The sequence below is a fragment of the Microbulbifer sp. ALW1 genome (assembly GCF_009903625.1).
Taxonomy (GTDB): domain Bacteria; phylum Pseudomonadota; class Gammaproteobacteria; order Pseudomonadales; family Cellvibrionaceae; genus Microbulbifer.
This window is the reverse complement of record NZ_CP047569.1, coordinates 2,974,673-2,998,703: the sequence shown is the minus strand read 5'-3', so window position 1 is coordinate 2,998,703 and position 24,031 is coordinate 2,974,673. Positions and strand designations below refer to the sequence as shown.

26 protein-coding genes are annotated in these 24,031 nt (G+C 55.5%); 3 read left to right on the top strand and 23 right to left on the bottom strand.

The genetic code is table 11. The annotated features are described in order from the left end of the window. Nucleotides 1-146: 146 nt before the first annotated feature. Complete coding sequence (locus tag GRX76_RS12500) at nucleotides 147-1,481, top strand: glutamine synthetase family protein (RefSeq protein WP_160153622.1); 1,335 nt, start codon at nucleotides 147-149, stop codon at nucleotides 1,479-1,481. Between the two features lie 85 nt (nucleotides 1,482-1,566). Here GRX76_RS12500 and GRX76_RS12495 read toward each other — a convergent pair whose 3' ends face one another. The 6 genes from GRX76_RS12495 to GRX76_RS12470 form a co-directional block, all read right to left on the bottom strand. Then, the gene (locus GRX76_RS12495) at nucleotides 1,567-3,225 is read right to left on the bottom strand and encodes a sodium:alanine symporter family protein (protein ID WP_160153621.1); all 1,659 of its coding nucleotides are present in this window, start codon (nucleotides 3,223-3,225) and stop codon (nucleotides 1,567-1,569) included. 152 nt (nucleotides 3,226-3,377) lie between these two features. Continuing rightward, entirely contained in the window at nucleotides 3,378-4,526 is a 1,149-nt protein-coding gene (locus GRX76_RS12490; protein ID WP_160153620.1) for a D-cysteine desulfhydrase family protein, read from the bottom strand. Nucleotides 4,527-4,613: 87 nt separating this feature from the next. Beyond that, complete coding sequence (gene yajC, locus GRX76_RS12485; RefSeq protein WP_160153619.1) at nucleotides 4,614-4,946, bottom strand: preprotein translocase subunit YajC; 333 nt, start codon at nucleotides 4,944-4,946, stop codon at nucleotides 4,614-4,616. Nucleotides 4,947-5,079: 133 nt separating this feature from the next. Then, nucleotides 5,080-5,526: a helix-turn-helix domain-containing protein gene (locus GRX76_RS12480; RefSeq protein WP_160153618.1), complete on the bottom strand. Its 447-nt coding sequence runs from the start codon at nucleotides 5,524-5,526 to the stop codon at nucleotides 5,080-5,082. Between the two features lie 364 nt (nucleotides 5,527-5,890). Continuing rightward, a complete protein-coding gene (gene bcp, locus GRX76_RS12475) occupies nucleotides 5,891-6,367 on the bottom strand; it encodes a thioredoxin-dependent thiol peroxidase (protein WP_160153617.1) in 477 nt (158 codons plus the stop codon). Nucleotides 6,368-6,437: 70 nt separating this feature from the next. Continuing rightward, complete coding sequence (locus GRX76_RS12470) at nucleotides 6,438-6,959, bottom strand: DUF2244 domain-containing protein (RefSeq protein WP_160153616.1); 522 nt, start codon at nucleotides 6,957-6,959, stop codon at nucleotides 6,438-6,440. A gap of 328 nt (nucleotides 6,960-7,287) precedes the next feature. On the opposite strand from GRX76_RS12470, the gene asnS reads away from it, so the two are divergent. Beyond that, nucleotides 7,288-8,688: an asparagine--tRNA ligase gene (asnS, locus tag GRX76_RS12465; RefSeq protein WP_160153615.1), complete on the top strand. Its 1,401-nt coding sequence runs from the start codon at nucleotides 7,288-7,290 to the stop codon at nucleotides 8,686-8,688. Between the two features lie 109 nt (nucleotides 8,689-8,797). Here the strand turns inward: asnS and GRX76_RS12460 are convergent, their stop codons facing one another. From GRX76_RS12460 to GRX76_RS12390, 15 genes are all read right to left on the bottom strand, one after another. After that, nucleotides 8,798-9,778, bottom strand: coding sequence for a malate dehydrogenase (locus GRX76_RS12460; RefSeq protein ID WP_160153614.1), 981 nt, complete (start codon nucleotides 9,776-9,778; stop codon nucleotides 8,798-8,800). Nucleotides 9,779-9,866: 88 nt separating this feature from the next. Continuing rightward, the gene (locus GRX76_RS12455) at nucleotides 9,867-10,499 is read right to left on the bottom strand and encodes a dUTP diphosphatase (protein WP_160153613.1); all 633 of its coding nucleotides are present in this window, start codon (nucleotides 10,497-10,499) and stop codon (nucleotides 9,867-9,869) included. 32 nt (nucleotides 10,500-10,531) lie between these two features. Then, the gene (locus tag GRX76_RS12450) at nucleotides 10,532-11,308 is read right to left on the bottom strand and encodes a TatD family hydrolase (protein WP_160153612.1); all 777 of its coding nucleotides are present in this window, start codon (nucleotides 11,306-11,308) and stop codon (nucleotides 10,532-10,534) included. A gap of 179 nt (nucleotides 11,309-11,487) precedes the next feature. Beyond that, nucleotides 11,488-11,841 carry a PilZ domain-containing protein gene (locus GRX76_RS12445; RefSeq protein ID WP_160153611.1) on the bottom strand — a complete coding sequence of 118 codons (354 nt, stop codon included), beginning with the start codon at nucleotides 11,839-11,841 and terminating at the stop codon, nucleotides 11,488-11,490. A 140-nt stretch (nucleotides 11,842-11,981) separates the two neighbouring features. Next, nucleotides 11,982-13,043 carry a DNA polymerase III subunit delta' gene (locus tag GRX76_RS12440; protein WP_160153610.1) on the bottom strand — a complete coding sequence of 354 codons (1,062 nt, stop codon included), beginning with the start codon at nucleotides 13,041-13,043 and terminating at the stop codon, nucleotides 11,982-11,984. Further along, on the bottom strand, nucleotides 13,040-13,678 hold the full coding sequence (gene tmk, locus GRX76_RS12435) for a dTMP kinase (protein WP_160153609.1): 639 nt from the start codon (nucleotides 13,676-13,678) through the stop codon (nucleotides 13,040-13,042). Before tmk ends, GRX76_RS12440 begins: the two co-directional genes overlap by 4 nt. An 88-nt stretch (nucleotides 13,679-13,766) precedes the next feature. Then, on the bottom strand, nucleotides 13,767-14,798 hold the full coding sequence (gene mltG / locus GRX76_RS12430) for an endolytic transglycosylase MltG (protein ID WP_236250347.1): 1,032 nt from the start codon (nucleotides 14,796-14,798) through the stop codon (nucleotides 13,767-13,769). 166 nt (nucleotides 14,799-14,964) lie between these two features. Continuing rightward, nucleotides 14,965-15,837: an aminotransferase class IV gene (locus GRX76_RS12425; RefSeq protein ID WP_160153608.1), complete on the bottom strand. Its 873-nt coding sequence runs from the start codon at nucleotides 15,835-15,837 to the stop codon at nucleotides 14,965-14,967. Nucleotides 15,838-15,898: 61 nt separating this feature from the next. Continuing rightward, nucleotides 15,899-17,140, bottom strand: a complete 1,242-nt coding sequence (fabF, locus tag GRX76_RS12420; RefSeq protein WP_160153607.1) for a beta-ketoacyl-ACP synthase II — start codon at nucleotides 17,138-17,140, stop codon at nucleotides 15,899-15,901. A 167-nt stretch (nucleotides 17,141-17,307) separates the two neighbouring features. Then, nucleotides 17,308-17,544 carry an acyl carrier protein gene (acpP, locus tag GRX76_RS12415; RefSeq protein ID WP_010130751.1) on the bottom strand — a complete coding sequence of 79 codons (237 nt, stop codon included), beginning with the start codon at nucleotides 17,542-17,544 and terminating at the stop codon, nucleotides 17,308-17,310. A 224-nt stretch (nucleotides 17,545-17,768) separates the two neighbouring features. Beyond that, nucleotides 17,769-18,524 carry a 3-oxoacyl-ACP reductase FabG gene (gene fabG / locus GRX76_RS12410; protein WP_160153606.1) on the bottom strand — a complete coding sequence of 252 codons (756 nt, stop codon included), beginning with the start codon at nucleotides 18,522-18,524 and terminating at the stop codon, nucleotides 17,769-17,771. A gap of 69 nt (nucleotides 18,525-18,593) precedes the next feature. After that, the gene (gene fabD / locus GRX76_RS12405; protein ID WP_160153605.1) at nucleotides 18,594-19,538 is read right to left on the bottom strand and encodes an ACP S-malonyltransferase; all 945 of its coding nucleotides are present in this window, start codon (nucleotides 19,536-19,538) and stop codon (nucleotides 18,594-18,596) included. 104 nt (nucleotides 19,539-19,642) lie between these two features. Next, nucleotides 19,643-20,653, bottom strand: coding sequence for a phosphate acyltransferase PlsX (gene plsX, locus GRX76_RS12400; protein ID WP_255461869.1), 1,011 nt, complete (start codon nucleotides 20,651-20,653; stop codon nucleotides 19,643-19,645). Nucleotides 20,654-20,680: 27 nt separating this feature from the next. Further along, nucleotides 20,681-20,872: a 50S ribosomal protein L32 gene (gene rpmF, locus GRX76_RS12395; protein WP_043316110.1), complete on the bottom strand. Its 192-nt coding sequence runs from the start codon at nucleotides 20,870-20,872 to the stop codon at nucleotides 20,681-20,683. A gap of 79 nt (nucleotides 20,873-20,951) precedes the next feature. After that, nucleotides 20,952-21,494, bottom strand: a complete 543-nt coding sequence (locus tag GRX76_RS12390) for a YceD family protein (RefSeq protein ID WP_160153603.1) — start codon at nucleotides 21,492-21,494, stop codon at nucleotides 20,952-20,954. A 170-nt stretch (nucleotides 21,495-21,664) separates the two neighbouring features. Here GRX76_RS12390 and GRX76_RS12385 point away from each other — a divergent pair, with 170 nt between their 5' ends. Beyond that, entirely contained in the window at nucleotides 21,665-22,252 is a 588-nt protein-coding gene (locus GRX76_RS12385; protein ID WP_160153602.1) for a nucleoside triphosphate pyrophosphatase, read from the top strand. A gap of 28 nt (nucleotides 22,253-22,280) precedes the next feature. Here GRX76_RS12385 and GRX76_RS12380 read toward each other — a convergent pair whose 3' ends face one another. After that, nucleotides 22,281-22,925 (bottom strand): HAD-IA family hydrolase, encoded by a 645-nt coding sequence (locus tag GRX76_RS12380; protein WP_160153601.1) that lies wholly within the window; start codon nucleotides 22,923-22,925, stop codon nucleotides 22,281-22,283. Between the two features lie 48 nt (nucleotides 22,926-22,973). Next, the gene (gene rluC, locus GRX76_RS12375; RefSeq protein ID WP_236250346.1) at nucleotides 22,974-23,963 is read right to left on the bottom strand and encodes a 23S rRNA pseudouridine(955/2504/2580) synthase RluC; all 990 of its coding nucleotides are present in this window, start codon (nucleotides 23,961-23,963) and stop codon (nucleotides 22,974-22,976) included. Nucleotides 23,964-24,031: the final 68 nt, after the last annotated feature.

Here is a 24,031-nt window from a genome sequence, read left to right as displayed (position 1 = left end):
TCAAAGTCCGCCGTGCGATCTACAACAAAAAAGTTGCCCCGATCCGATGACGACGGCCTCTCGATCCCACTATTTGCGGGATGAGAGCGGGATATATACTAATGAACCCCATCCGGGGAAAAGGCCTTCTATTAACAAGGTGTACCATGGACAAGATTACCCAGTGGCTCGCAGAACACTCAATTTCCGAGGTCGAGTGCCTGGTACCGGATATGTCCGGAAACGCACGGGGCAAATTTACCCCCACCGATAAATTCCTCACCGAAGACAGCCGCCTGCCTGAAAGCATTCTGGTGCAGACAGTTACCGGTGACTACGTCGACGAACACAATGAGCTGGTAGACCCGGCAGATACCGACATGCTGCTGGTACCTGATCCGGACTCCATCCGCCTGAACCCCTGGGCCAATGAGCCTACCGCGCAGATTATTCACGATTGCTACACCCGGGATGGCAAGCCCCACCCCATCAGCACACGGAATATTCTCAAGTTTGTTCTCGAAAAATACGCAGAACAAGGCTGGCAACCAGTGGTTGCACCGGAGGTCGAGTTCTACCTGATCAAACGCAACCTGGACCCCGACGAAAAGCTCTCGGCGCCCGTCGGACGCTCAGGTCGCACAGAAAAAACCCGACAGTCCTACAGCATTGATGCCGCTAACGAGTACGAGGCCATCATCGAGGATATGTACGATTTCTGTGAAGCCCAGGGCCTGGACGTGGACACCCTGATTCACGAATCCGGCACCGCGCAGATGGAAATCAATTTCCTGCACGGTGATCCCCTGAAGCTGGCAGACCAGGTATTTACCTTCAAGCGTACCGTGCGTGAAACCGCGTTACGCCACGGTATCTACGCCACTTTCATGGCCAAACCCATGGAAGATGAACCCGGCAGCGCCCTGCACCTGCACCAGAGTGTGATCGACGTTAAAACCGGCAAAAATATTTTTGTCGATGAAGATGGCGTGGAGAACGATATCTTCATGCACTTTATTGGCGGCATGCAGAAATTCACCCCGGGTTTCATTACCTTCTTCGCGCCGAACGTAAACTCTTACCGCCGGTTCACACCAGAGATGGCCGCGCCTACCAGTTTGCACTGGGGTTATGACAACCGCACCACCGGATTGCGCGTACCCGACAGCTCCCCCCAGGCCAAACGTCTGGAAAACCGCTTCCCCGGGGCCGACTGCAACCCTTATCTGGCGATTGCAACCTCTCTCGCCTGCGGTTATCTCGGCATGATGAACAAGGTCAAACCAAGCAAGCCCTACGAGGGCGACTGCTCACGTGAACCGATTACCCTGCCTCGTACCCAGGAGCACGCTCTGAGCCTGCTGGCGGAGTGTCCGGAAGCGGTAGAAATGTTTGGCGACACCTTTGTGCGCGCCTGGGCTGCCATCAAGCGCGACGAGTACGAAGAGTTCAACCGGGTAATCAGCTCCTGGGAGCGTGAATACCTGCTGCTGAACGTTTGATTCGCACGCTGTAGCGGCAGTTTCAATTCGTCACAAACAAAAAACCCGGCATTTGCCGGGTTTTTTGTTGCTTACTGAGCACCCATCATTTGTGATCCGGGTCTTTCCAGTAATCTTTCACCGTGTCCTTCATCTCCCGCGCCAGAATGGAAATACCAAACAGGTTCGGCAAAGTCATTAAGACTATCGCCACCGCTGACAAATTCCAGATCACGGTAGTGTCTTCAATGGCCGCCCAGAAGAAAGCCACCACATACACCAGCCGGTACGGCATAACAGCCTTGGGACCGAACAGGTAAATCATTGAACGGTCACCGTAATAGGACCAAGCAATCGCGGTAGAGAAGGCAAACAGCAGAATACCCAAGGTTACAATGTAACTACCGTACTCTCCGAAGAAACCTTTCTGGAAAGCCCGGTTGGTCAGCGCCACCGAGTGCAGCAGGGAGTTCCCCCAGACATCCACATTCGGATTCACCAGACGTCCATCGTTCACATTGAGCACACCGGAGTAATTGTCACCAGCTACCCGGAACTCAACGTTTTCTGCCACCGAGCGAGAATTAATTACGGTAAATTCATTTTTGTTCAGCGGCAGGCCATCAGCCACCACAATGGTGCCGGTAAAAGTACGCACATCACTGTCGAGGCCGCTCAGGAAGCCGAACAGCTGCTTCACATTACCCTCATCCTTGTCATCGTAAGTGCCGGCGACCACACGCATGTCCGCGCGCTCGAAGCGGTTCATATGCTTCTCGGTCCATACACCGGAAGAAAGAATCACCAAGCCGGTCAGGGTACAGATGATCAAGGTATCGATAAATGGCTCGAGCAGGGAAACCATACCTTCCGATACCGGCTCATCGGCACGCGCCGCGGCGTGCGCAATAGGTGCAGAGCCCTGGCCCGCTTCGTTAGAAAACAGACCCCGGTTTACACCGCGGTTGAACGCATATGCGAAGCTCGCCCCAAGGAAACCACCGACGGCGGAACTGCCGTTGAACGCATCAGAAAAGACGGACGCAAATGAAGGGATGATATTTTCGTAGTTATACAGGATCACCGCCAGGGCGCCGACGATGTAGAGCACCGCCATTACCGGCACAATGGTGGAGGTCACCTTCGCAATACGGGTAATACCACCGATGATCACCAGGCCCAGTAGTATGGCCAGCACACCGCCAGTGAGCATCTTACTGAGGCCAAAAGTGTCGTACATCGCTTGGGCGATATTATTCACCTGCGGCAGGCTACCAGTACCAAAGGAGCTGATCACAGTGGCAATGGCAAAGATAACAGCCAGCCATTTCATGTTCAGGCGGCGCTCCATATAGAACATGGGGCCACCGGCATAAAAGCCGTCTGCTGCTTTAATACGGTATTTGTGTGACAGGGTTACTTCGACAAATTTGGTCGTCATCCCCAGGAAGGCCGTAACCCACATCCAGAACAGCGCGGCGGGACCACCAAGGAAAATTGCGAGGCCCACGCCACCGATATTACCGGTGCCTACGGTACCAGACAGTGCGGTTGCAAGCGCTTGGAAGTGAGAGGTATCGCCTGGGTCACTGGGTTTGTCGTATTTGCCCTGTACGATTTTAATCGCATGGCCAAAGTAACGGATTTGTGGAAAACCCAGATAAAGAGTGAAGAAAAAGCCTACACCCAAAAGTACCCATGGAAACCAGGGCGCAGACCCCAGCAAACCATCCAGGGTCAACAACAACTGATTGAACGATTCCAAACCAACCCCCACTGCAATTATTCTGTGTAATTAATCACCAGGTTGCTGCGATAAAATACAGCGACTCAAACCTGGCTTCTGCAAGTGCCGGGCAGATTAGCAGCTTCCCCTCAGGGAGAACAGTAATCCGCCAATCATCAGCAGCATAGTCCTTATTTCTGCCAAGAATTAAACAAAAAACTAATTTTTTTGCCAAATTCGGCAATTCTGTCGCAAAACTTGTCGTCAGTCATCGGCAATCCTGCCGCCTCAATCCTGAGGCAGCCCCCCTGCTCCCCCAGGCTCCGCATAAATTCGGCCCGGTGTGGAAAGACCCCGAACTGCCCTCCGGTATGTACAAAAACCAGATTGCGCACACCAGCGTACTTTCCGGACTGAATATCCTGCAACAAACCGTAAAACGCTTTTCCGGTGTATACCGGATCCAGCAAAATTCCTTCCAACCGTGCAGCTTCAGCAATGGTCCGGTACACCTCAGCGGTTGCCAGACCATAACCGGGCCCGATGTAATTGTCGTCGACACGAATTTTGCTGGGATCAAACGCGCAGGACTGCGTGTAGCGCGTACGCCAGTCTGCAATGTCTGCGACAATTTTGTTGACGAAGTATTCTGTATCGTCGCAAACGGCGTAGCCGGTGACCGTGGTTTCCGCGCCCAATAACTGGCACCCCAGTGTCAATCCGGCCTGTGTGCCACCACTACCACTGGCACATATCACCTGCTCGGGGGCAAACCCCAGTCGCCGGCAGTCCTCCAGCAACTCCTCCGCGCCGCGGATATAGCCCCAAATACCCAACCCATCACTACCGCCGGTGGGAATGGCAAGCGCCTTGTCTCCCCGTTCCTGATAGTACTGCTCCCAGTGTTCAAACAGGGATGGCAATTGATCCAGGTATTTGCGCAGCGGATAAACCGAAACCTCTGCACCGGCCAGGTAATCCACCAGCAAATTGCCATCGGCCTGTTGCTCCTCTTGCTGCAGCTGTCTGCCGCCTCGAAGAATCAAGTGAGCCCTTAAATCCGTTTTTGCCGCAGCCAGCGCGGTTGCCCGGCAATGATTCGACTGAATACCGCCACAGGTAATCAGGGTGTTGCAATCGGTGGCCTTCGCCTCGGCAATGATAAATTCCAGCTTGCGGAGTTTATTGCCGGACAGGGCGCTTTCGGTAAAGTCGTCGCGCTTGATCCAGATTTTCGGCCCCCCAAAAGGTAGCGAGTACTTTTCGCTAATTCTTGGGAGTGGCTGGAGTGGTGTGGGCAGGTTAGCCAGCGGTTCCCTGGCTGGGTACTGGATACTCAACGGCGTTTCCCCTTTCTTCAATTACAAAAAAACCCGGTTGATACCGGGTTTTTTACGATCACTCAAGCCACTATCGACCTGAAACGATCAGATATTCTTGATGGTGCCTTTGGGCAGTACCGCGTGTACCGCAACCTTCTGGAACTTGAGCTTCATATTTTCGCCCACTTCCAGAATCAGGTAGTCATCGTCTACTTTTTCTACGCGCCCCAGCATGCCGCTGGTGGTCACTACTTCATCACCTTTTTTAAGCGCACCAACCAGTTCCTGGTGCTCTTTCTGGCGCTTGCGCTGCGGACGAATAATAAACAGCCACATGAACACAAACAGGCCACCGAACATCAGCAGAGTGATCAGCGGGTTCCCTTGAGGAGCCGGAGCTGCCTCTTGTGCCATTGCAGCAGGAATAAAGAAATCCATGGTCTAAACCTCGATAGAGTCAGTCAAAAATCTGGGGCCAACTCTAACGGCTTTGACAAAATGAGGCAATCCAGAGCACCGGTTACCCGGTACACTGGATTACGTGATGCGAGGTTTTTAGCCGATAGTCCGCTTAAAATCGCTGGCGAACCTGACGGCGATATCCTGTAGGCGACATGCCGGTCCAACGCTTGAAGGCGCTGGTAAAGCTGGTTCTGTCTGAGAAATCCAGGATTCGGGAAATACCATCCACGCTGAGAGCAGTGTCCTTAAGGAAATGCACCGCATGGCGGAAGCGAACGTGATCGCGCAAAGAGGCGAAACTCAGGTTGTGCTCCTGCAAGCGACGCTGCAGGGTCCGGGTGGACATACTGAGGTCCGAAGAGACCGGACGAATTGCCAGAGATGCCTTTCCAATCCGTTGTTCCAGCACGTCGATGACACGAGCGGCGATACCGAAGCTGGTTGCCTCCGGTGGCGCCAGCAACTGATCAAGAATGTTCGGATCCCCGGACAGTCTTGCCTGCTGCAGTGGTTTGTCTTCTGAGAGCGAAGCTTGGTCTGGCTGAATATGGTTCATAGCTGCTCCTTGATGGGTTCCTTGAGCCGCGGTTTATTGTTCTACGCCCGCTTCCTGCGAGTCCCTATTTACCACCGCCAGCAAAAAGTCATATAAGACAGTTGCTGACTACTACTTGGGTGCGGGGGCGCACCTGAAAACAGGCATCGAAGCCTACCCAGAAAGATTACTTTTTGTACTACTTCCTCGCACCACACGCAATCGTTCTGGGCCAGACGGTTGGGCGGCGCTCCTTTACACAAGCCAGTATAGACCATCTGTGGAGAATGCAAGGGACGACAGTAAATTTTTTTTAATCAGCGCACAAAAAGATACTGCCGCCATGTCCCGGGTCACATTTAGTGACAGTGTCGCGCGGAGCTGATCACACCAGGTTTTCGTCGATCCACTGCAAAACATCGTCGTGGTGGGTTTTGGTTTTGACCTTATCGATGATGTGTTGCAGGCGGCCGCTCTTATCAATAATAAAGGTGGTACGCAGCAGGCCCATATACTCCCGCCCCATAAACTTCTTCAATCCCCAGCAACCGTATTTGTCGGCAACCTTATGGTCTTCGTCGGCCAGCAAGTCAAAGTTCAGGGTGTGCTTTTCGATAAATTTCTGCAGTTTACTTTCCGGGTCCGGGCTCAGGCCGAAAACCACAGTATCTCGCTTGGCAAACTCCGCTGCGCTGTCACGAATTCCACAGGCCTGCGTGGTGCATCCCGGCGTGAGTGCCTTTGGATAAAAGTACAGAACAACGTTTTTCTGATCGCGAAAATCTTTCAGCGCAACCTTCTCGCCATTCTGGTTATTCAGGCTGAAAGCCGGTGCAAGATTACCGATTTTAGGAAATGCCATAGTCCCTCCCCTGCTATTTATTCATTAAAGGAACGCATTATATCCAATGACGGCCTGAACTTCTGATAGATCAGAAGTCCAGCAGCTGGAAGCTTTTTTCCTTGCGGGCTCGCAGGCCCCGACTCCCCAGCTTTTCGACCAGCGCCGCTTTTTCCGCGTCTGTCAGAAATTCACCGACCTCCAGACAACCCTCGGGTCCGGTAAAGGTAACGCTAGCGGGTTCCGATGGCGTTGCCCCCATGCGTACCAATACCGCCAGGCTGTGGCGATCAAACTCGGTGTGATAACTGGGGCGCTTCAGGTTTCCCCGGCCGCAATCCAGCACTACCCGGTCATCATTGATCCGGATCACCTCCCGCCGGGTCCCTTCCAGGTAGACATAGCCGAACAGCACGGCCAGCAGCAGTACCTCGAGAAATGCGAAGGGAATTACCATCCAGGCACCTGCGAGCGCAAAGGCGACACTGATACCAAGGGACACCGCAACAAGGGAAATAAACACCCAGAGGTTGCCTGCCAACGATAGGGACTGATTGGGCGCAAGCAGGATGCAGGCCCGGCGCGCACCGGCGCCACCGACTTCTTTGACCATGGTACATCTTCCATCACTGTGCTGGTTTCAGTGTAGGACAGCGGAGTTTCGAACCAAGAGTCACGTGCCCTTACCCAGCTTCTATACTGGGCAAGCTGGTTCCCGGCGCTTGCCGAACCTTGCTGGCCTTTGCCCCGGATACAGGGCTGGATTTTCCCGCGCCCAGCGGGCAAGATGCCGGCGTCTGATTTTCCGGAATGCGTGACCAAAAGCCACGCCATGCCGAATGTATATAACCGCGTAAGCCGCCGCTCGAAAGCCCTCAGGGTTCCGCGTGGGCCCAAGGCGAAGCGGCACACCAGCCCGCGCGTACAACAAGAGCACCATCATGCAAGTTGAATCCATCGACACACTCCTTAAATCCAGCCAGCGAGAAGGCGAGACCACCCGCGTACAGGGCTGGATTCGCACCCGCAGAGACTCCAAAGCCGGCCTGTCGTTTCTGGCCGTGCACGATGGCAGCTGCTTCGATCCCATCCAGGTGGTTGTAGAGTCCTCCGTCAACAACTATCAATCGGAAGTCCTGCGTCTGACGACCGGTTGCGCCGTGGATATAGAAGGCACCATCAAGCCCTCAGAAGGCAAAGGCCAGGCCATCGAACTGCTGGCCTCCTCAGTGACCGTGGTGGGCTGGGTGGAAGACCCGGACACCTACCCCATGTCGCCCAAACGCCACACCATGGAACACCTGCGCGAACATGCCCACCTGCGCCCGCGCACCAATGTGAGCGGCGCGGTTGCCCGGGTGCGCAATTGCATTGCCCAGGCGATCCACCGCTTCTTTCACGAGCGCGGCTTCAACTATATACACACGCCAATCATCACCGCCTCCGACTGTGAAGGCGCCGGCGAAATGTTCCGCGTCAGCACGTTGGATCAAACCAATCTTCCGCTCACGGACAAAGGCGATGTTGACTACGCCGAGGACTTCTTCGGCGAAGAAACCTTCCTCACCGTGTCCGGCCAGCTGAATGTTGAGAGCTACTGTCTCGCCCTTTCCAAGGTCTACACCTTCGGCCCGACTTTCCGTGCGGAAAACTCCAACACCACACGCCACCTGGCGGAGTTCTGGATGGTGGAACCGGAAATTGCCTTCGCCGACCTGGCGGACTGTGCCAATCTTGCAGAAGAAATGCTGAAGTATGTTTTCCGCGCGGTCCTCACCGAGCGCCCGGATGACATGGCCTTCTTTGCCCAGCGTATCGACAAGGACGCGATTAGCCGCCTCGAAAACATCATCGACAACGACTTCGCGCGTATCAATTACTCCGATGCCATCGAGATTCTGGAAAACTGCAAAGAGAAGTTTGAGTTTCCGGTTTCCTGGGGTATCGATCTCGCCTCTGAGCACGAGCGCTATCTGGCCGAGAAACACTTCAAGAAGCCGGTTATCGTGTTGAATTATCCGAAGGACATCAAAGCGTTCTATATGCGCATGAACGACGATGGCAAAACCGTCGCTGCGATGGATGTACTGGCTCCGGGGATTGGCGAAATTATTGGTGGCTCCCAGCGCGAGGAGCGCCTCGACAAGCTGGATGCGCGCATGGATGAGATGGACATCCCGAAAGAACACCTGGACTGGTACCGCGACCTGCGTCGCTACGGCACGGTGCCACACGGCGGTTTTGGTCTCGGATTTGACCGTATCGTTTCCTATGTGACCGGCATGGGCAACATTCGTGATGTGATCCCCTTCCCGCGTACACCGCGCAATGTGAAGTTCTAAGCGGTGACACGCTAGACGGCGAAGCTCCTGGGATTCTCCAATCCCAAGAACAAAAAAACCCGCACACTGTGCGGGTTTTTTTGGCTTTAAACTTGGTAAAAGTCAAAGCTTACGGCAGCAGGTGTGCAACCGCATCGCGCTCTTCAGCCAGTTCGGTCTCGGTAGCGGTCATCTTCTCACGGGAGAAATCATTGATCTCCACGCCCTGAACGATTTCCCAGTCGCCGTTTTTGCAAACAACCGGGAAGGAGTAGATCAGGCCTTCCTGAATTCCGTAGGAACCATCGCTGTATACACCCATGCTGGTCCAGTCGCCTTCGGCAGAACCCAGTGCCCAATCGCGCATATGGTCGATGGCAGCATTGGCAGCGGAAGCTGCAGAAGAAGCGCCACGCGCCTTGATGATGGCTGCACCGCGTTGCTGAACAGTCGGGATGAAGTCGTTCTCGTACCACTCCTGCTCAACTTTACCCATGGCGTCTTCGCCGTTTACCTTGGCCTGGTGCAGGTCAGGGTACTGGGTCGCAGAGTGGTTGCCCCAGATGGTCATGTGGGTGATGTCGTTCACGGTGGAATCGGTCTTGTTCGCCAGCTGAGTCAGGGCACGGTTGTGGTCCAGACGGGTCATGGCGGTGAAGTTGCGCGGATCCAGGTCCGGCGCATTGCGCTGGGCGATCAGTGCGTTGGTATTGGCGGGGTTGCCGACAACCAGAACTTTCACGTTGCGCGCAGCAACATCGTTCAGGGCCTTACCCTGAGCAGAGAAGATAGCGGCGTTGGCTTCCAGCAGGTCTTTACGCTCCATGCCGGGACCACGCGGACGAGCGCCAACCAACAGCGCGTATTCAGCGTCTTTGAAGGCAACGGTCGCGTCGTCGGACTGCACAATGCCCGCCAGCAGCGGGAAGGCGCAATCTTCGAGCTCCATGGCAACGCCTTTCAGCGCTTCCAGTGCAGGAGTGATTTCCAGCAGCTGAAGAATGACCGGTTGATCTTTACCGAGCATTTCGCCGGAAGCGATGCGAAACAGCAGCGAATAGCTGATCTGGCCGGCGGCGCCGGTAACTGCAACACGAACAGGTGCTTTCACGATTAATCTCCGTTGTTTTCAGGCGCCTGCATTATAGGGCTTTGCAAATTAATTTCATTAGCCTTTAGTCGGTAACTGACCAAATTTGTCAGACCAAATTCGTCGTAGAGCCTGGATAACGAGTTTTTAGGGCTTCATATAGCTGTACACTGAAGTTTTCTGCTGAACTGTCCAAAATTTGTGCAAGCTCGGCGAGATGCTCATTGTCTTCTCGCCCACTCCAGAGTTTCTGATAGCTGCCGTCTTTGTAGCCGTGATCCTGGCGAAAACGATTCAACACATTTTTGCCAACATAGCGGAGGTACAGGTCTTCAAACGGCATTTCGCAATCGCTCATTAATTGCGCAAAACCGACCAGATCAAATTGTTTTTCAACCAGAGTATTGCGAGTAAAGGATTCCAGGTTTTCACGGAAATCCCCAGCCACCGGGCGCTCACTGGATAACTGCTGCTGCATTTTTTGCGCAACCGCTTCCGGCGATCCCTGCTGTAATTCGAGGCTGAGCCCGAAGTGCCAGATATCCACCAACTCCAGCTTCACCTGCTCCATTTCCGGCTGCTGTTTTTTCCACCACTTCCAGCCGTAGTGATCCAACAATTCGGCACTTTCAACCCAGATTGCACGGTACCAGGGAAAATTCTGAGCGCGCCAGTTTTCATTCACTAGCGTATTTATCTCGTCCTGCAGAGATAACATCGTGTGTAATTGCTGCTGCAACATATACAGTTCCTGATTGTTCAATCGGCGCGCACTCAGGCGGCGCGGGGGAAAAGACGGTAGAAGTTTTCGCTGGTACGTTCAGCCAGTTCTTCATAGGCCAGCCCGCGCAAATCGGCGATAAATTCGGCAACCTCGCGCACATAGGCTGGAATATTGGGCTTACCGCGATACGGTACTGGCGCCAGATACGGTGAATCGGTTTCCACCAGCAACCGGTCCAGTGGCACCTGGCGAGCCACCTCTCGCAGTTCTTCGGCATTTTTGAAGGTGACGATGCCAGAGAGTGAAATGTAATAGTTGAGGTCCAGTGCCGCCTTGGCCATCTCCCAGCTTTCGGTAAAGCAGTGGAGTACGCCGGCATGCTCACGGCTTCCGTGGCTGCGGATCAGGTCAATCGTGTCTTCGCGGGCATCCCGAGTATGTACGATCACCGGTAAGCCAACCTGCCCCGCTGCCTGCAAGTGAGCAATAAAGCTCTGTTGCTGAACCTCTTTGGTTTCGGTGCTGTAGTAGTAATCAAGACCGGTTTCCCCCAGGGCAACGACTTTAGGCCTGGTCGCCAGTTCTTTGAGGGTATCCACATCTGCCAGCCCGGAATCTACATCCAAGGGGTGCACCCCAACAGAGCACACCACGTCGTCATAGCGCCCGGCAATACCGACTACATCGTCGATGTTGTCGAGACTGATCCCGACACACAGAAATTTACCCACGCCGCGGCTGCGCGCCAGCGAGAGTACGGCATCCAGATCGCCGTCAAATTGATCGAGTTTCAGTCTGTCGAGGTGACAGTGGGAATCTACCAGCATGAATCGGGGCCTTTGAATCCGGACCTTCTGAGAACACCAGCCAGAGGTGCTCTAAAAGGCGCAGAGAATTGAGCTGTGGATTATACAGATAGGAAGCTTGTGGCGCGCGGCGGGTATCGGAATTGCCAGTGCCAATGCAAAGGCGAAAGGCCCTCCGAATGAGGGCCTGACACGTGAGCTTACAGCGTGTGGGTAGGACGACTGGACTCGAGAGAGCCCGCCAGCAAGGTTTCGATCTTGCTCTGCGCGGTATTTTCTTTGTCGCTAAATTGAATACCGATGCCCGGCGTGCGGTTGCCCTGTGCACCGCTAGGAGTAATCCAGACTACTTTACCGGCAACCGGGAGTTTTTCCGGCTCATCCATCAGGCTCAGGAGGAGAAAAACTTCATCGCCCAGGTTGTAGGTCTTGTCGCTATTGATGAACAGGCCACCATTTTTCACAAACGGCATATAGGCCGCATACAGCACGGATTTGTCCTGGATTTTCAGTGACAGGATGCCATTGCGCGCACCGCCCCCCATACCTTTCATACTCAACCCTGTATCGTCTACTGCCAATGGACTGGCGTATTTGCTCTTGTTATTACGCCCGGCAACGTCCTTCGCTGCGGGGCGGGCTGTCGCGATAAGTTACCCCGAGGACCAGAGGCTGTCTACCGCCTGACTCACGGTTATCGAAAAAGCGCCGCCCAACGAATGAGCAACTCTTCCATCAGCAATCGCTTGTTGGGGTTACTGTTACCGGCAAGCAAGCCCCTTGCCTTCAGCAATTGATCGTAAAATCCGAACAACGGGCGCAATCCCTCGTGACCGTTACCCGGCAGCCTCTGCAACAGCGCCATAATCTCCCGGTCTGCGGGCTGGTCCGTGCTACGCACTTTCAACATCTGGGCCAACCAGCTTTGCCAGAACTGCAGCAAAAGGTTGAGGTCCACCCCCTCCCCTGGCGACTCCCAGCGTCCGGCCAGAGTCACAGGACTCTCGTTGCCGCGGCTCAGCGTCGTCAGGTCCCGTAAAAACTGTTCGCGCAGCTCTCGGGATTCCGGCTCCATGAGGTTGACCGCCAACAGCGGCGCCCCTCCGGCGAGGTTTAGTGCACTGGTGGCCTGGTCACCTTCCACCCCGCTATCGCTCAGCCAGCGCAATGCGGCCTGCTGTGGCGGCACGGGAAATGCGATGGTCTGGCAGCGACTGCGGATCGTCGGTAGCAGCCCGGAAGGGTTGTCGGTAATTAGCAGGAAAATCACGGAACCGGAAGGTTCTTCCAGGTTTTTCAGTAGCGCATTCGCCGCATTGATGTTCATCGCCTCGGCGGGTGCCAGCCAGACGACCCGGGCACCTTCTCGCGCACTGGTACGGCCGACAAATTCACCAAGCTGGCGAATCTGCTCGACTTTGAGCGGCCCCTGCTCTTTCTCCGGAACAACGCGGATAAAATCGGGGTGAGAGCGCGCAATGCGAAGCTGGCAGCCACGGCACTCCCCACAAGCCAAGCCATGGCGAGGCTGATCGCACAGCAAGAGCGCGGCAAAAGCGTCCGCAAAACGTCGCTTTCCCAGCCCGGGTTGGCCACTGATCAGTAACGCATGGGGGCAGCGGCCCGCAATCCACTGGGCACCGAGACGCTGCCACTGAGATGCCTGCCAGGGAAGTGGTGAAGGAATTGGCAGTTGCGGTTCCGCTACCGGAACTTCTTCCTGCCCCTTGGGTGACTTGGCCTTCGCCTTACTCATACGGCACCCGCAATTGTCACCAGCACCTCTTCCAGCTGTCGTTGCACCTCCGATAGAGAGCGCGCAGCATCGATAACCGCATAGCGTTCGGGGGCAGCTTCCGCCCGCGCCCGATAAGCTGCACGCACTTTGTTAAAGAACGCCAGCTGCTCGCTTTCGAAACGATCCGCTGCACCGGTAGAAGCCGCGCGCTGCAGGCCAATCGCCGGGTCAAGATCCAGAAGTAAAACCCGATCCGGACGCAGTTCGCCCTGCACCCGCTGCTCCAGCTCTTCAATGAGCGCACGATCCAAGCCGCGACCACCACCTTGATAAGCATAGGTAGCATCGGTAAAACGGTCGCAGATCACCCACTTCCCCGCCGCCAGCGCGGGCTCGATAACCTGGCTCAGATGCTGTGCGCGGGCCGCAAATACCATCAGTAATTCTGCAGTGGGGTCAACCGCCTCAGTGCGCTTTGCCAGCAGCAAACCGCGCAATTCTTCAGCCAGCGGAGTGCCGCCCGGCTCCCGGGTTTGCACATATTCAATGCCACGACTCTCAAGCCACTGGGTGACAAAGCGCAGATTGGTCGACTTCCCTACGCCCTCGCCACCTTCCAGGGTGATGAATTTGCCTCTGGTCTGATTTGACATGCATTCACTTACAATCTGGGCGGACGTGTGTTCTTAGCGTCCACATTCTTGGAGTCCACGATTAAAAACCACCGAATGACCGGCACAATCAATCACTGTTTTTGACGTCTGCCGGGCTGGAGCGATAGTCCGATCGACGCTTCAATTGATACTCACGCACCGCGCGATTGTGCTCCGACAGCGACGAAGAAAAATGGTGGGAGCCATCTCCCTTAGCCACAAAGTACAGGCTATTCCCCGCTTTCGGGTGCAAGGCTGCGTGAATCGCCTCCTTGCCAGGTAACGCGATGGGCGTCGGTGGCATGCCACTGATCACGTAGGTGTTATACGGTGTGGCGCCACGCAGGTGCGCCCGCGTTAAATTGCCCTCATAGCGATCACCCAGGCCGTAAATAACCGTAGGATCCGTCTGCAGGCGCATGCCTTTGCCCAGACGCCGGACAAAAACACCGGCGATTTCATCGCGCTCCCAGGGAACCCCAGTCTCTTTTTCAACGATGGAGGCCATGATCAACGCCTCGTAGGCGCTACTGTAGGGAAGTCCGTCTGAGCGTTGCTGCCACTCCTGCTCAAGTACCATCTCCATTCGCGTGAATGCCTGCTGCAACAGGTCCAGATCCGACGCGCCGGAACGATATACATAGGTATCGGGGAAGATGCGCCCCTCGGGGTTTCCGTCTATTGCCAACGCTGAGGCAGCGGCTGCAACAGATTCACCGGCTGCGGTGTGTGTAATCTTTTTCGCATTGCGAATTTGTGTCAACGCCTGGCTGAAGGTCCAGCCTTCCACTAACGTCACTCGATACAGGGTGACATCACCGCGATTCAACCGGCCCACCAAGTCCATCGCATTGCTGCCCGCGGGAATCATGTACTCCCCCGGATGAATACTGCTCTGGTCTTTGAACCTTGCGTATAAACGAACCCAGCGGGGTGAACGCAATACGCCCTCGGATTCAAGGCGATTCAGGATGCGGGAAAGGTTACTGCCCGTTTCAACATCGATGCGCAGCCCGTCGACAGGAACTGACAGGGGCTTTACCAGTGCATTTTGCGCGTGCCAGAAAGCCGCCGCACCGACGATCAACCCCAGGAAGAAAAGCGTAAAAAACCAGCGCAACCAACTGCCACCGAAATTCTTTTTAGCCCGACCAGAGGACGCTCGATTACGAGGAGATTTAGCCCCGGACGTTTTCTTTTTTTTATCTACCACAGTGCCTCTTTTTATCTACCTGGGAGTCTCTCTTTATCGACAAGGGTGCCTATCTTTATCGACAAGGGTGTCTCTACCATAAATTTTCGGCGATCAATTGCTGCAAACACCCTGTGGCAGGACCGGTTGCCAGCACCGCCTCCCCGAAGCCGACCACAGGAACCACACCGCGCACACCGTTACAAACTGCCAGCTCATCGGCCAGAGCAAGATCCCGGAGGGAAAACCTATCTTCGCTGATTTCCACGCGACCGGCCAGCCAGCCAAGCATCACCCCTCGCACCCCGCAAACGTCGAGGCTCGGAGTCATCCAACGCCCGGCTTTGTGCAGCAACAGGTTCGAACGCAAGCACTCAATGACCAACCCATCGGCATCCAACAGCAACCCTTCTTTGAGCGGCGCATCCGCCTCTGGTTCCGGCTGAAGCGCTGCTTCTCCCCCGGCCTGATCATAAATTTCGCGCCGCAACAATTTACAGCCCGGCACGACGGCTGGCGCCTCACTACTTCGCGTTTTCGCCAGTAAAAAAGGAGACGCGGAGGCCGACGGATCCAACCGTGTTTCGCAGCGCTGCAGCACCACTCCCCTACCCCAGGGAGAAACCGCCTCAAGTGGCACCGCGTAAAAGTCCCAACGCACACCTTGATCAAGCAGCCCGTAGCGAAAACGTATGCTTGCACCGTATGGCCAGCTCGCCGTCATCTTGGCAAGCTGCTGTGCACTCTGCTGAATCTGAGCAAGCTCCGAGGTACCTACCGCCGCACAACGCGCAAAACGAGCCATGTGCAGAGACAACAAAGGAATTGTGCCGGATTGGGCACGCATGGTTTCCAGCAGACCCGCAGAGAAATCAGCGTCGGCCGGCAACGTTTCAACGGCACCTGCAGCAGTGTAAGAAACAGGTGTCGGCAGCTTTACCATGGGAGCAGTCGGAATGTTGGACAAGAGGTGGCCCCGGCAAACTCACTAAAAGCTACCGGGGCCTTTTACAGACTCAGGCGTCGCATTAAACCCGCTGGAAAATCAGCGAACCATTGGTACCGCCAAACCCGAAAGAGTTGGACAGCACGGCGTCGATCTTCATTTCCTGTGCGGTGTGTGGAACCAGGTTGATACCTGTACAGTTCTCATCCACATTATCCAGGTTGATCGTAGGTGGAGCCACCTGATCCATGATCGCTTTCACGGAGAAAATCGCTTCAATCGCGCCGGCAGCACCGAGCAGGTGGCCAGTCATGGATTTGGTGGAACTCACAGCAACCTGGTCCAGGCTGCCTTCAAAAACGGAACGCACAGCGGCGATTTCCGCCTTATCACCCAGGGGCGTCGAGGTGCCGTGGGCATTGATATATTGAATCGCCGAAGCGCTGAGATTTGCATCCTGCAGAGCATTCGCCATCGACAAGGCTGCACCAGCACCATCCTCCGGCGGAGAAGTCATGTGGTGGGCATCGCCGCTCATGCCAAAGCCGCTCAATTCAGCGTAGATTTTCGCACCGCGCGCTTTTGCGTGCTCGTATTCTTCCAGCACCAGCACACCGGCACCTTCACCCAATACAAAACCATCGCGGTCTTTGTCCCACGGACGGCTCGCCGCCTGAGGGTCGTCGTTGCGGGTAGAGAGTGCGCGCGCTGCACAGAAGCCCCCAAGCCCAACAGGCGTGGTTACCATTTCTGCGCCACCGCAAACCATCACGTCCGCATCACCATACTGAATGGTGCGCAATCCCAAACCGATCGCGTGGGTACCAGTGGTACACGCAGTGGTAGTGGACAGATTCGGCCCTTTCATGCCGTATTTAATCGACAAATTGCCGGAAACCATGTTGATGATGGCACCGGGCACAAAGAAAGGAGAAACCCGACGGGGCCCCTTCTCGGCGATCAACAACGCATTGTTTTCAATCGCAGCAATACCACCCATGCCAGAGCCGATACAAGCACCAACACGCGGGGCATTCGCTTCAGTAATTTCCAGGCCACTATCTTCCACAGCCTGAATACCGGCGCTCAGGCCGTACTGCAGGAAAATATCCATCTTGCGCGCTTCTTTGGCCGCAACATGAGGCTCGGGGTCAAAGTTTTTTACCGTCGCAGCAAAACGTGTGGTGAATGCTGAAACATCAAAACTATCAATAGGCTCAACACCACTCTTGCCTGCCAGCAAAGCGGACCAGGTCTCTTCAAGGGTATTGCCCAGCGGGCTGACAGTGCCCATCCCGGTAATAACTACTCTTCTACGCGACACTTGCGCCTCCCCCGAAATCAATCAAACACGCCGGAAAAATTATTTGCTTACCGGTCGCTTTTACAAGGTTCAAATAGACGGAGAGCCGCGCTATGCAACATAGAACGGCTCTCGCAGTACAACAGTAACGGGTAACGGCTACCCCTTACTTAGCTATCCAGCAGGAATCAACCAAGGTTCTGGTTGATGTAATCGATGGCCAGCTGAACAGTGGTGATTTTTTCTGCTTCTTCGTCAGGAATTTCAGTTTCGAATTCCTCTTCCAAAGCCATTACCAGCTCAACTGTGTCGAGGGAGTCAGCGCCCAGATCTTCAACAAAGGATGCTTCAGGTTTTACATCTTCTTCCTTCACGCCCAGTTGTTCAGCAACGATCTTTTTTACGCGCTCTTCAATGCTGCTCATGATTCAATTTAACTCCTAGTGGATAAAAATCTGTTTTGGTCACTGTTTGAAATATGTCCACATCATGTGGTGATTCAGTAACCGGCTAACACAGCTTATGGTTAATGCGAGGCGGCATTGTACCCTGATTTTTTCGGGATGTAATGCACCGCCTCCCAGCAACCTTTGAATGATAAAAAATTCTTTATCAATCAATCACTTATGGCAATTTTCTCGAAAGAAAATTAGCCCATATACATGCCACCATTCACATGAATGGTCTCTCCGGTCACATAACCGCCAGCATCGCTGGCCAAAAATGCAACAACAGAGGCAATCTCTTCCGGCGCACCCAGTCGGCCCAACGGGATCTTTCCGAGCAGTACATCGCGCTGCGCTTCTGGCAGCACTTTGGTCATGTCGGTATCAATGAAACCCGGAGCCACGGTGTTGACGGTAATTCCACGAGAACCAACCTCGGCCGCCAGCGCGCGAGCAAAGCCCCCCACACCAGCCTTGGTTGCAGCGTAGTTGCTCTGGCCAGCATTGCCCATGCTGCCAACAACAGAACTGATATTGATAATGCGTCCCCAGCGCGCTTTGGTCATATCCCGCAAGCAGCTTTTGCTAACGCGATAGACTGCCGTGAGGTTGGTATTCAGCACGGAATCCCACTCATCATCCTTCATCCGCATCAGCAGATTGTCCTGGGTGATACCGGCATTGTTCACCAGAATTGTCGGAGCACCGAATTCCGCCTTCACGGATTCAAGAACGGCTGCAATACTCTCGGGGCTGGTGACGTCCAGCTCCTTGCCAGCACCTTTGACGCCCTTCTCCGCAAAACGTGCAGAAATTTTTTCAGCGCCGCCGGCACTAGTGGCAGTACCAATTACGATAGCACCCTGCGCGCCGAGCAAATCGGCGATTGCAGCGCCAATACCGCGGCTAGCACCGGTAACCAGCGCCACCTTACCTTCCAGTGAAGTTGTATAAGACATATTTTCTCCAGACATCCCTTTCGCGCCACGACCCTATTTGGTGCGCACCAGCGAAATAGGTTCCTCAAATTATTTTGCAGTGGAAATTACGGCTTCTGACAGCTGTGCCGGCATTTCAATATTGACAGCCGTCAAGCCACGGTCAATTCGCTTGGCCAGTCCCGCAAGAACCTTGCCCGGCCCACACTCGACCAGTTGACTGGTGCCGGCCGCAGCCATCGCCTGGACGCAGGCCGTCCAGCGAACCGGGCTGTAGATCTGCTCGATCATCAAGGCTTTGATTGCCGACGGGTCTGATTCGGGTTTGGCATGCACATTGTGAATCACCGGGGTTTCCGGCGCATGAAAGACAGTAGCTTCAATCTGCGGTGCCAGCTTTTCTGCGGCCGGGCGCATCAGCTCAGTATGGAAAGGTGCGCTTACTGGCAGCGGCAGTGCGCGCTTGGCGCCCGCAGCTTTACAGGCCTCAATAGCCCGTTCAACTGCACCGGCGCTACCGGCAATCACCACCTGGCCCGGAGAGTTGTAATTGACCGCAGCAACCACCTCACCTTGAGCCGCTTGAGCACAAGACGCTTCGACCACCTGATCATCCAGGCCAATCACCGCAGCCATGGCGCCCTCACCTGCAGGTACAGCCTCCTGCATCAGACGACCGCGCTCGCGCACCAGGCGCACCGCATCTTCAAATGCGAGCACACCGGCACACACCAGTGCGGACCATTCACCGAGGCTATGGCCAGCCATACGTGCAGGAGTAACGCCCCCCTGCGACAACCAGGCGCGATAAAGCGCTACGCTGGAGGTCAGCAGCAGTGGCTGAGTTCGCTCAGTGAGATTGATATCTTCCTGGGCGCCATTCTGGCAAAGATCCCAGAGGTCATACCCCAACACGGAAGAAGCTTCGGAAAAGGTTGCGCCTATTTCAGGAAAGGCCTGGGCTGCTTCTGCCAGCATACCGATCTGCTGGGAGCCCTGGCCGGGAAATACAAACGCCAAAACTGGATTGGTCATGGAACATCCTTCAACCAAATAATGGGAGCCTTAACTGGTTGGGACCGCGCGACTGCTCAATGACCATTCACATCGGAAGACACCGAATGATTGAACAGCTCCAATTAATCGCAACCCGTCTGACGCTGGGCCTGCTGAGCCATGGCTCGCCCTAATTGATGCGCGAGATCAGACTCCGCACACTCTTTCGCCGTCAGCATGGCGCGGTAAAACGCTTCGCTACTGGCACCGCCATGACTCTTGATGACGTTGCCTTTCAGCCCCAAAAAGCTGGCGCCATTATAGCGACCGGGTTCTAGCTGTGCGCGCCATTTTCGCAACAGATTTATGGCTAATTGGCCAAAAAAGCGCTTGATCGGCGCTTTTTTGTCGATCGTAAATGTTTTTTGACCTATGAGTCGTATGACGCCCTCGGCGGACTTCATGGCGACATTACCCATCAAGCCATTGCATACGACCACATCCACGACACCGGTAAAAATATCGTGCCCCTCGACAAATCCCACGTAATTAATCGAAGGGTCCGCCTGCAGTAACTGCCCCGCACGACGAATTTCCTCGGTACCCTTGTGCTCTTCAGCACCAATATTCAGTAGCGCCACGGATAGCGCATCTCTGCCGGAAAAAACGCGCTGCGCCTCTACGCCCATACGCGCGAACTGCACCAGGTCTTCAGCGCCACAGTCGATATTCGCTCCGAGGTCGAGCAAAAAGCAGGAGCCGTCGGCCGTAGGCAGGGATTTACCCAGTGCGGGGCGCCGAACCCCCTCAACGGTTCCGAGCATGCTGCGCCCGAGGGCCAGCAGAGCGCCGGTATTCCCGGAGGTAACCATAGCGCCACACTCACCGCTGGCCACCGCCTGCAGCGCTCGCGCCATGGAGGATTCCCGCTTGTGCCTTAAAGCCTGAACCGGGTTGCACCCCTGGGTAATCACCTGGGCACAGTCAACGACCTCGAGGCGCTCACGCACCGAAGGGGGTTGCTTGATAAGAAGGGATTGCAGTTGGGAGCGTGGGCCGAAGAGCTTGAGCTCTGCCCGAGGGAAGCGGATAAGAAATCTTGCACAGGCCGGAACGACAGAGCGGGGACCTAAGTCCCCGCCCATCGCATCCACGGCCAATCGTAATTGGCTGGACAAAGCTTACTCTTCTTCGGAAGAGCCGCCGACATCAATCACTTTACGACCACGGTAAAAACCGTCTTTGGTCACGTGGTGACGGTGGTGCTTTTCACCAGTAGTCGGATCCACGGACAGAGTCGGTCCGCTCAGTGCATCGTGAGAGCGACGCATACCGCGACGGGAACGGGTTTTTTTGTTCTGCTGAACAGCCATTTGGTGCTCCTAAACATAACTAACAGTTAACACCGGAACCGGGGCGCCTACCGGCGAGCCCAAACCCTTCAAACAGCCCTCAAGACTTGTTTGACGAACCCTTCAACTGTTCCAGTACTTTAAAGGGGTTTTCTTGTTGCCCTGCCGCCTCAGACACCTCAGCACCACTTTGGAATGTATCTTTGGAGACGCATTCCTCGTCGTGATAAGCCACCATTGGCAGGTTGAGCAAAATCTCATCCTCCAACACCTGATACAGATCCAGCTCATCGCCTTCCTGTATCACCGGATCCAAAGTTTTGGGCAATGCATTGCCCTGCTCTTCAGACCACACAAAGCCCCAGGCCACATCGGCCTCAATCTGCTCACTCACCGGCTGCAGGCAACGCTGACACAACAGCTCAACTTGCAGCTGAATGTGCCCGGTGGCCACCTGATGACGCTGCAGGTCGCGGGCAAACGCCAGCTCAACCTTTACATCACCAATTACCGACTCGGTGGACGAAACCAGACGCGGCAAAGCATCCCACGGCACAGTACCGTCCAATTGCTGCTCACGCTGCACCAGTTTTCGTGCATCAATGCGGCGCGGAAGCGCAGATTTATGGGGGGGTATCGACATAAGCGCGCAATTCTATGGACTCACCCGAGCCTTGTCAAAACAATTCAACCACCGCATGATCATTCGCCGGAACGCCCGCCGTAACGGGGTTTCCGCCAACACCCAAAGCCGAACCCGGTACATTGCCGCGACAATCACAACAACCCAGACACACCAGGACAGCTGCCACCATGCGCCGACTGATTCTAGCCTCAAGCTCCCCCTATCGCCGCACACTGCTGGAGAAACTGGGATTGCCTTTCGAATGCGCCGCGCCCCATATAAATGAAGAAGCATTGCCCCAGGAGAGCGCAATCGCGCTAGCCAGCCGACTAGCCACCGAGAAAGCACTGGCACTGACGGGTCAATTTCCTGACGCACTCATCATCGGCTCCGACCAGGTGGCAGAGTGCCAAGGGAAACACCTGGGAAAGCCCGGCACCGAAGAAAACGCGGTAGAACAGCTGCTTTTCTGCTCCGGCCAGGCGGTCAACTTCCACACCGGACTCTGCCTGGTAGACGCGACCAACAACACCCACACCACTCTGTGCGAAAAGTTCACGGTAATCTTCCGCCAATTGAACCGAACAGAGGCTGAGCGCTACGTGCAGCTCGACAAGCCACTGGATTGCGCAGGGTCGTTTAAAGCGGAAGCTTTAGGGATAGCACTATTCGAAAAAATGGAAGGGAATGACCCAAACACACTTATCGGACTACCATTAATTCGACTAATTGAGCTGCTGCGCCAATATCAGATGGACCCGCTGAAGGCGCAATAGACACGCTCAGCAGCCCACAAGCCACCCATCAGGCCACAAGCGGAGGCCAGCACAACAACTCGCCGAAATGGTCAATGATCTGCTGTGGGCGGCACACATCAAGACGTTCCCGACTGTGCACACCATAACTGACACCAATGGCGGGCATATTGATTGCCGACGCCATTTTCAAGTCATACTCGGTATCTCCCACCATCACCGCGTCGCCAGCACTGCATCCCATCTCAGCAAGAATCTCACGCAGCATCAGCGGGTCCGGCTTGGACGCGGTCTCATCAGCACAGCGACTGGCGGCGAACAAGTGCCCCACTCCATGCTCTTCAAATTCGCGCTCAAGTCCGCGCCGGCTTTTACCGGTCGCAACCGCCAACCGGTGCCCAGCACACAGAAGCTGGTCCAGTGTTGCCAGAACACCATCAAATAGCGGCAAAGGCTCGGCCCGGGCCGCCAGCCACTCTTCCGCATAAAAAGAGCGCAACTGATCCCGCTGCTCGCTGTGCGCCTCGGGAAACAGGGAGGCGATCGCCTCTGGCAGACCGAGACCAATGATATTGCCGATCGCCGCAGGCTCCAGCACAGGCAAACCAACCCGGTCAGACGCTCGCTGCATACAGGCAACGATGCGCGCCTCCGAATTGCAGACAGTCCCATCCCAATCAAGAATAACCAGCACTCAACTTCCCTCTATAAGCTTCGCCCATCAAGCCGGCAAGGCGTTAACCTATGGCTTGCGCAGATTCGACAGCACCACCTCCAGCTCGGCAGGCAGGGGCGCTTTAACATCAACCCTAGTTCCATCGGGCAAGGTGCACCTTACTCCGGCAGAGTGCAGAAACAGGCGCTTCAACCCCTGCTCACGAAATGCCGCATTCACCTCATCCGCGGTGTATTTGGTGTCCCCCGCCAGCGGGCAACCCACAAACTGCGCGTGCACACGAATCTGATGAGTACGACCGGTCACCGGTTCCGCAGCGACCAGGGTAGCCCCAGGGAACCGCTCTTCGACCTGAAAGCGCGTCGTCGACGGCTTGCCGTCGCCGTCCACCACCACCATGCGCTCACCACTTTTCAGGGTGTTTTTCTTCAGCGGCGCCTCGACCAGCTTGCGGCCACGAGGCCACTTGCCTGCCGCCAACGCCAGATAAGACTTACCCAGCTTGCCCGCACGCAACTCGGACTGAACATGCAGCAGCACCGAACGCTTGCGCGCCACCAGAATGGCCCCACTGGTATCGCGATCCAGCCTGTGCACCAGCTCCATAAACGGACTCTTCGGGTACATTTGGCGCAGGGCCTCAATCAACCCGAGACGAACGCCGCTGCCACCATGCACCGCCAGACCGGCAGGCTTGTTGACCACCAGCAGTCCACCCTTGTCATACAGTATGGACGCCTCAAGCAGGCGCCGCAGCTGGTCACCTGCAACCGCCGGCGCCGACTCCTCAGACATGCGGATAGGCGGCACTCGCACCTGATCACCGCCCTGAACGCGGTACTCTGCCTTCACCCTTCCTTTATTAACGCGCACCTCCCCCTTGCGCAGAATCCGGTAGATCCGCGAACGGGGGACTCCCTTGAGTCGCGCCTGCAGGAAATTGTCGATCCTCTGGCCGGCCAGCTCTTCAGGCACAGTGAGGAACTGCACGCCGACACCACTCTGCAGTGACGGGCGACCGCCGGCATCACTTGCGGACTCACCAGACTCCTTCACTTGAGGATCCTCCTGAGAAACGGCTTGAGAATTTACCCGGCGGGAGGTGCGGGGGTTACGGGGGGACT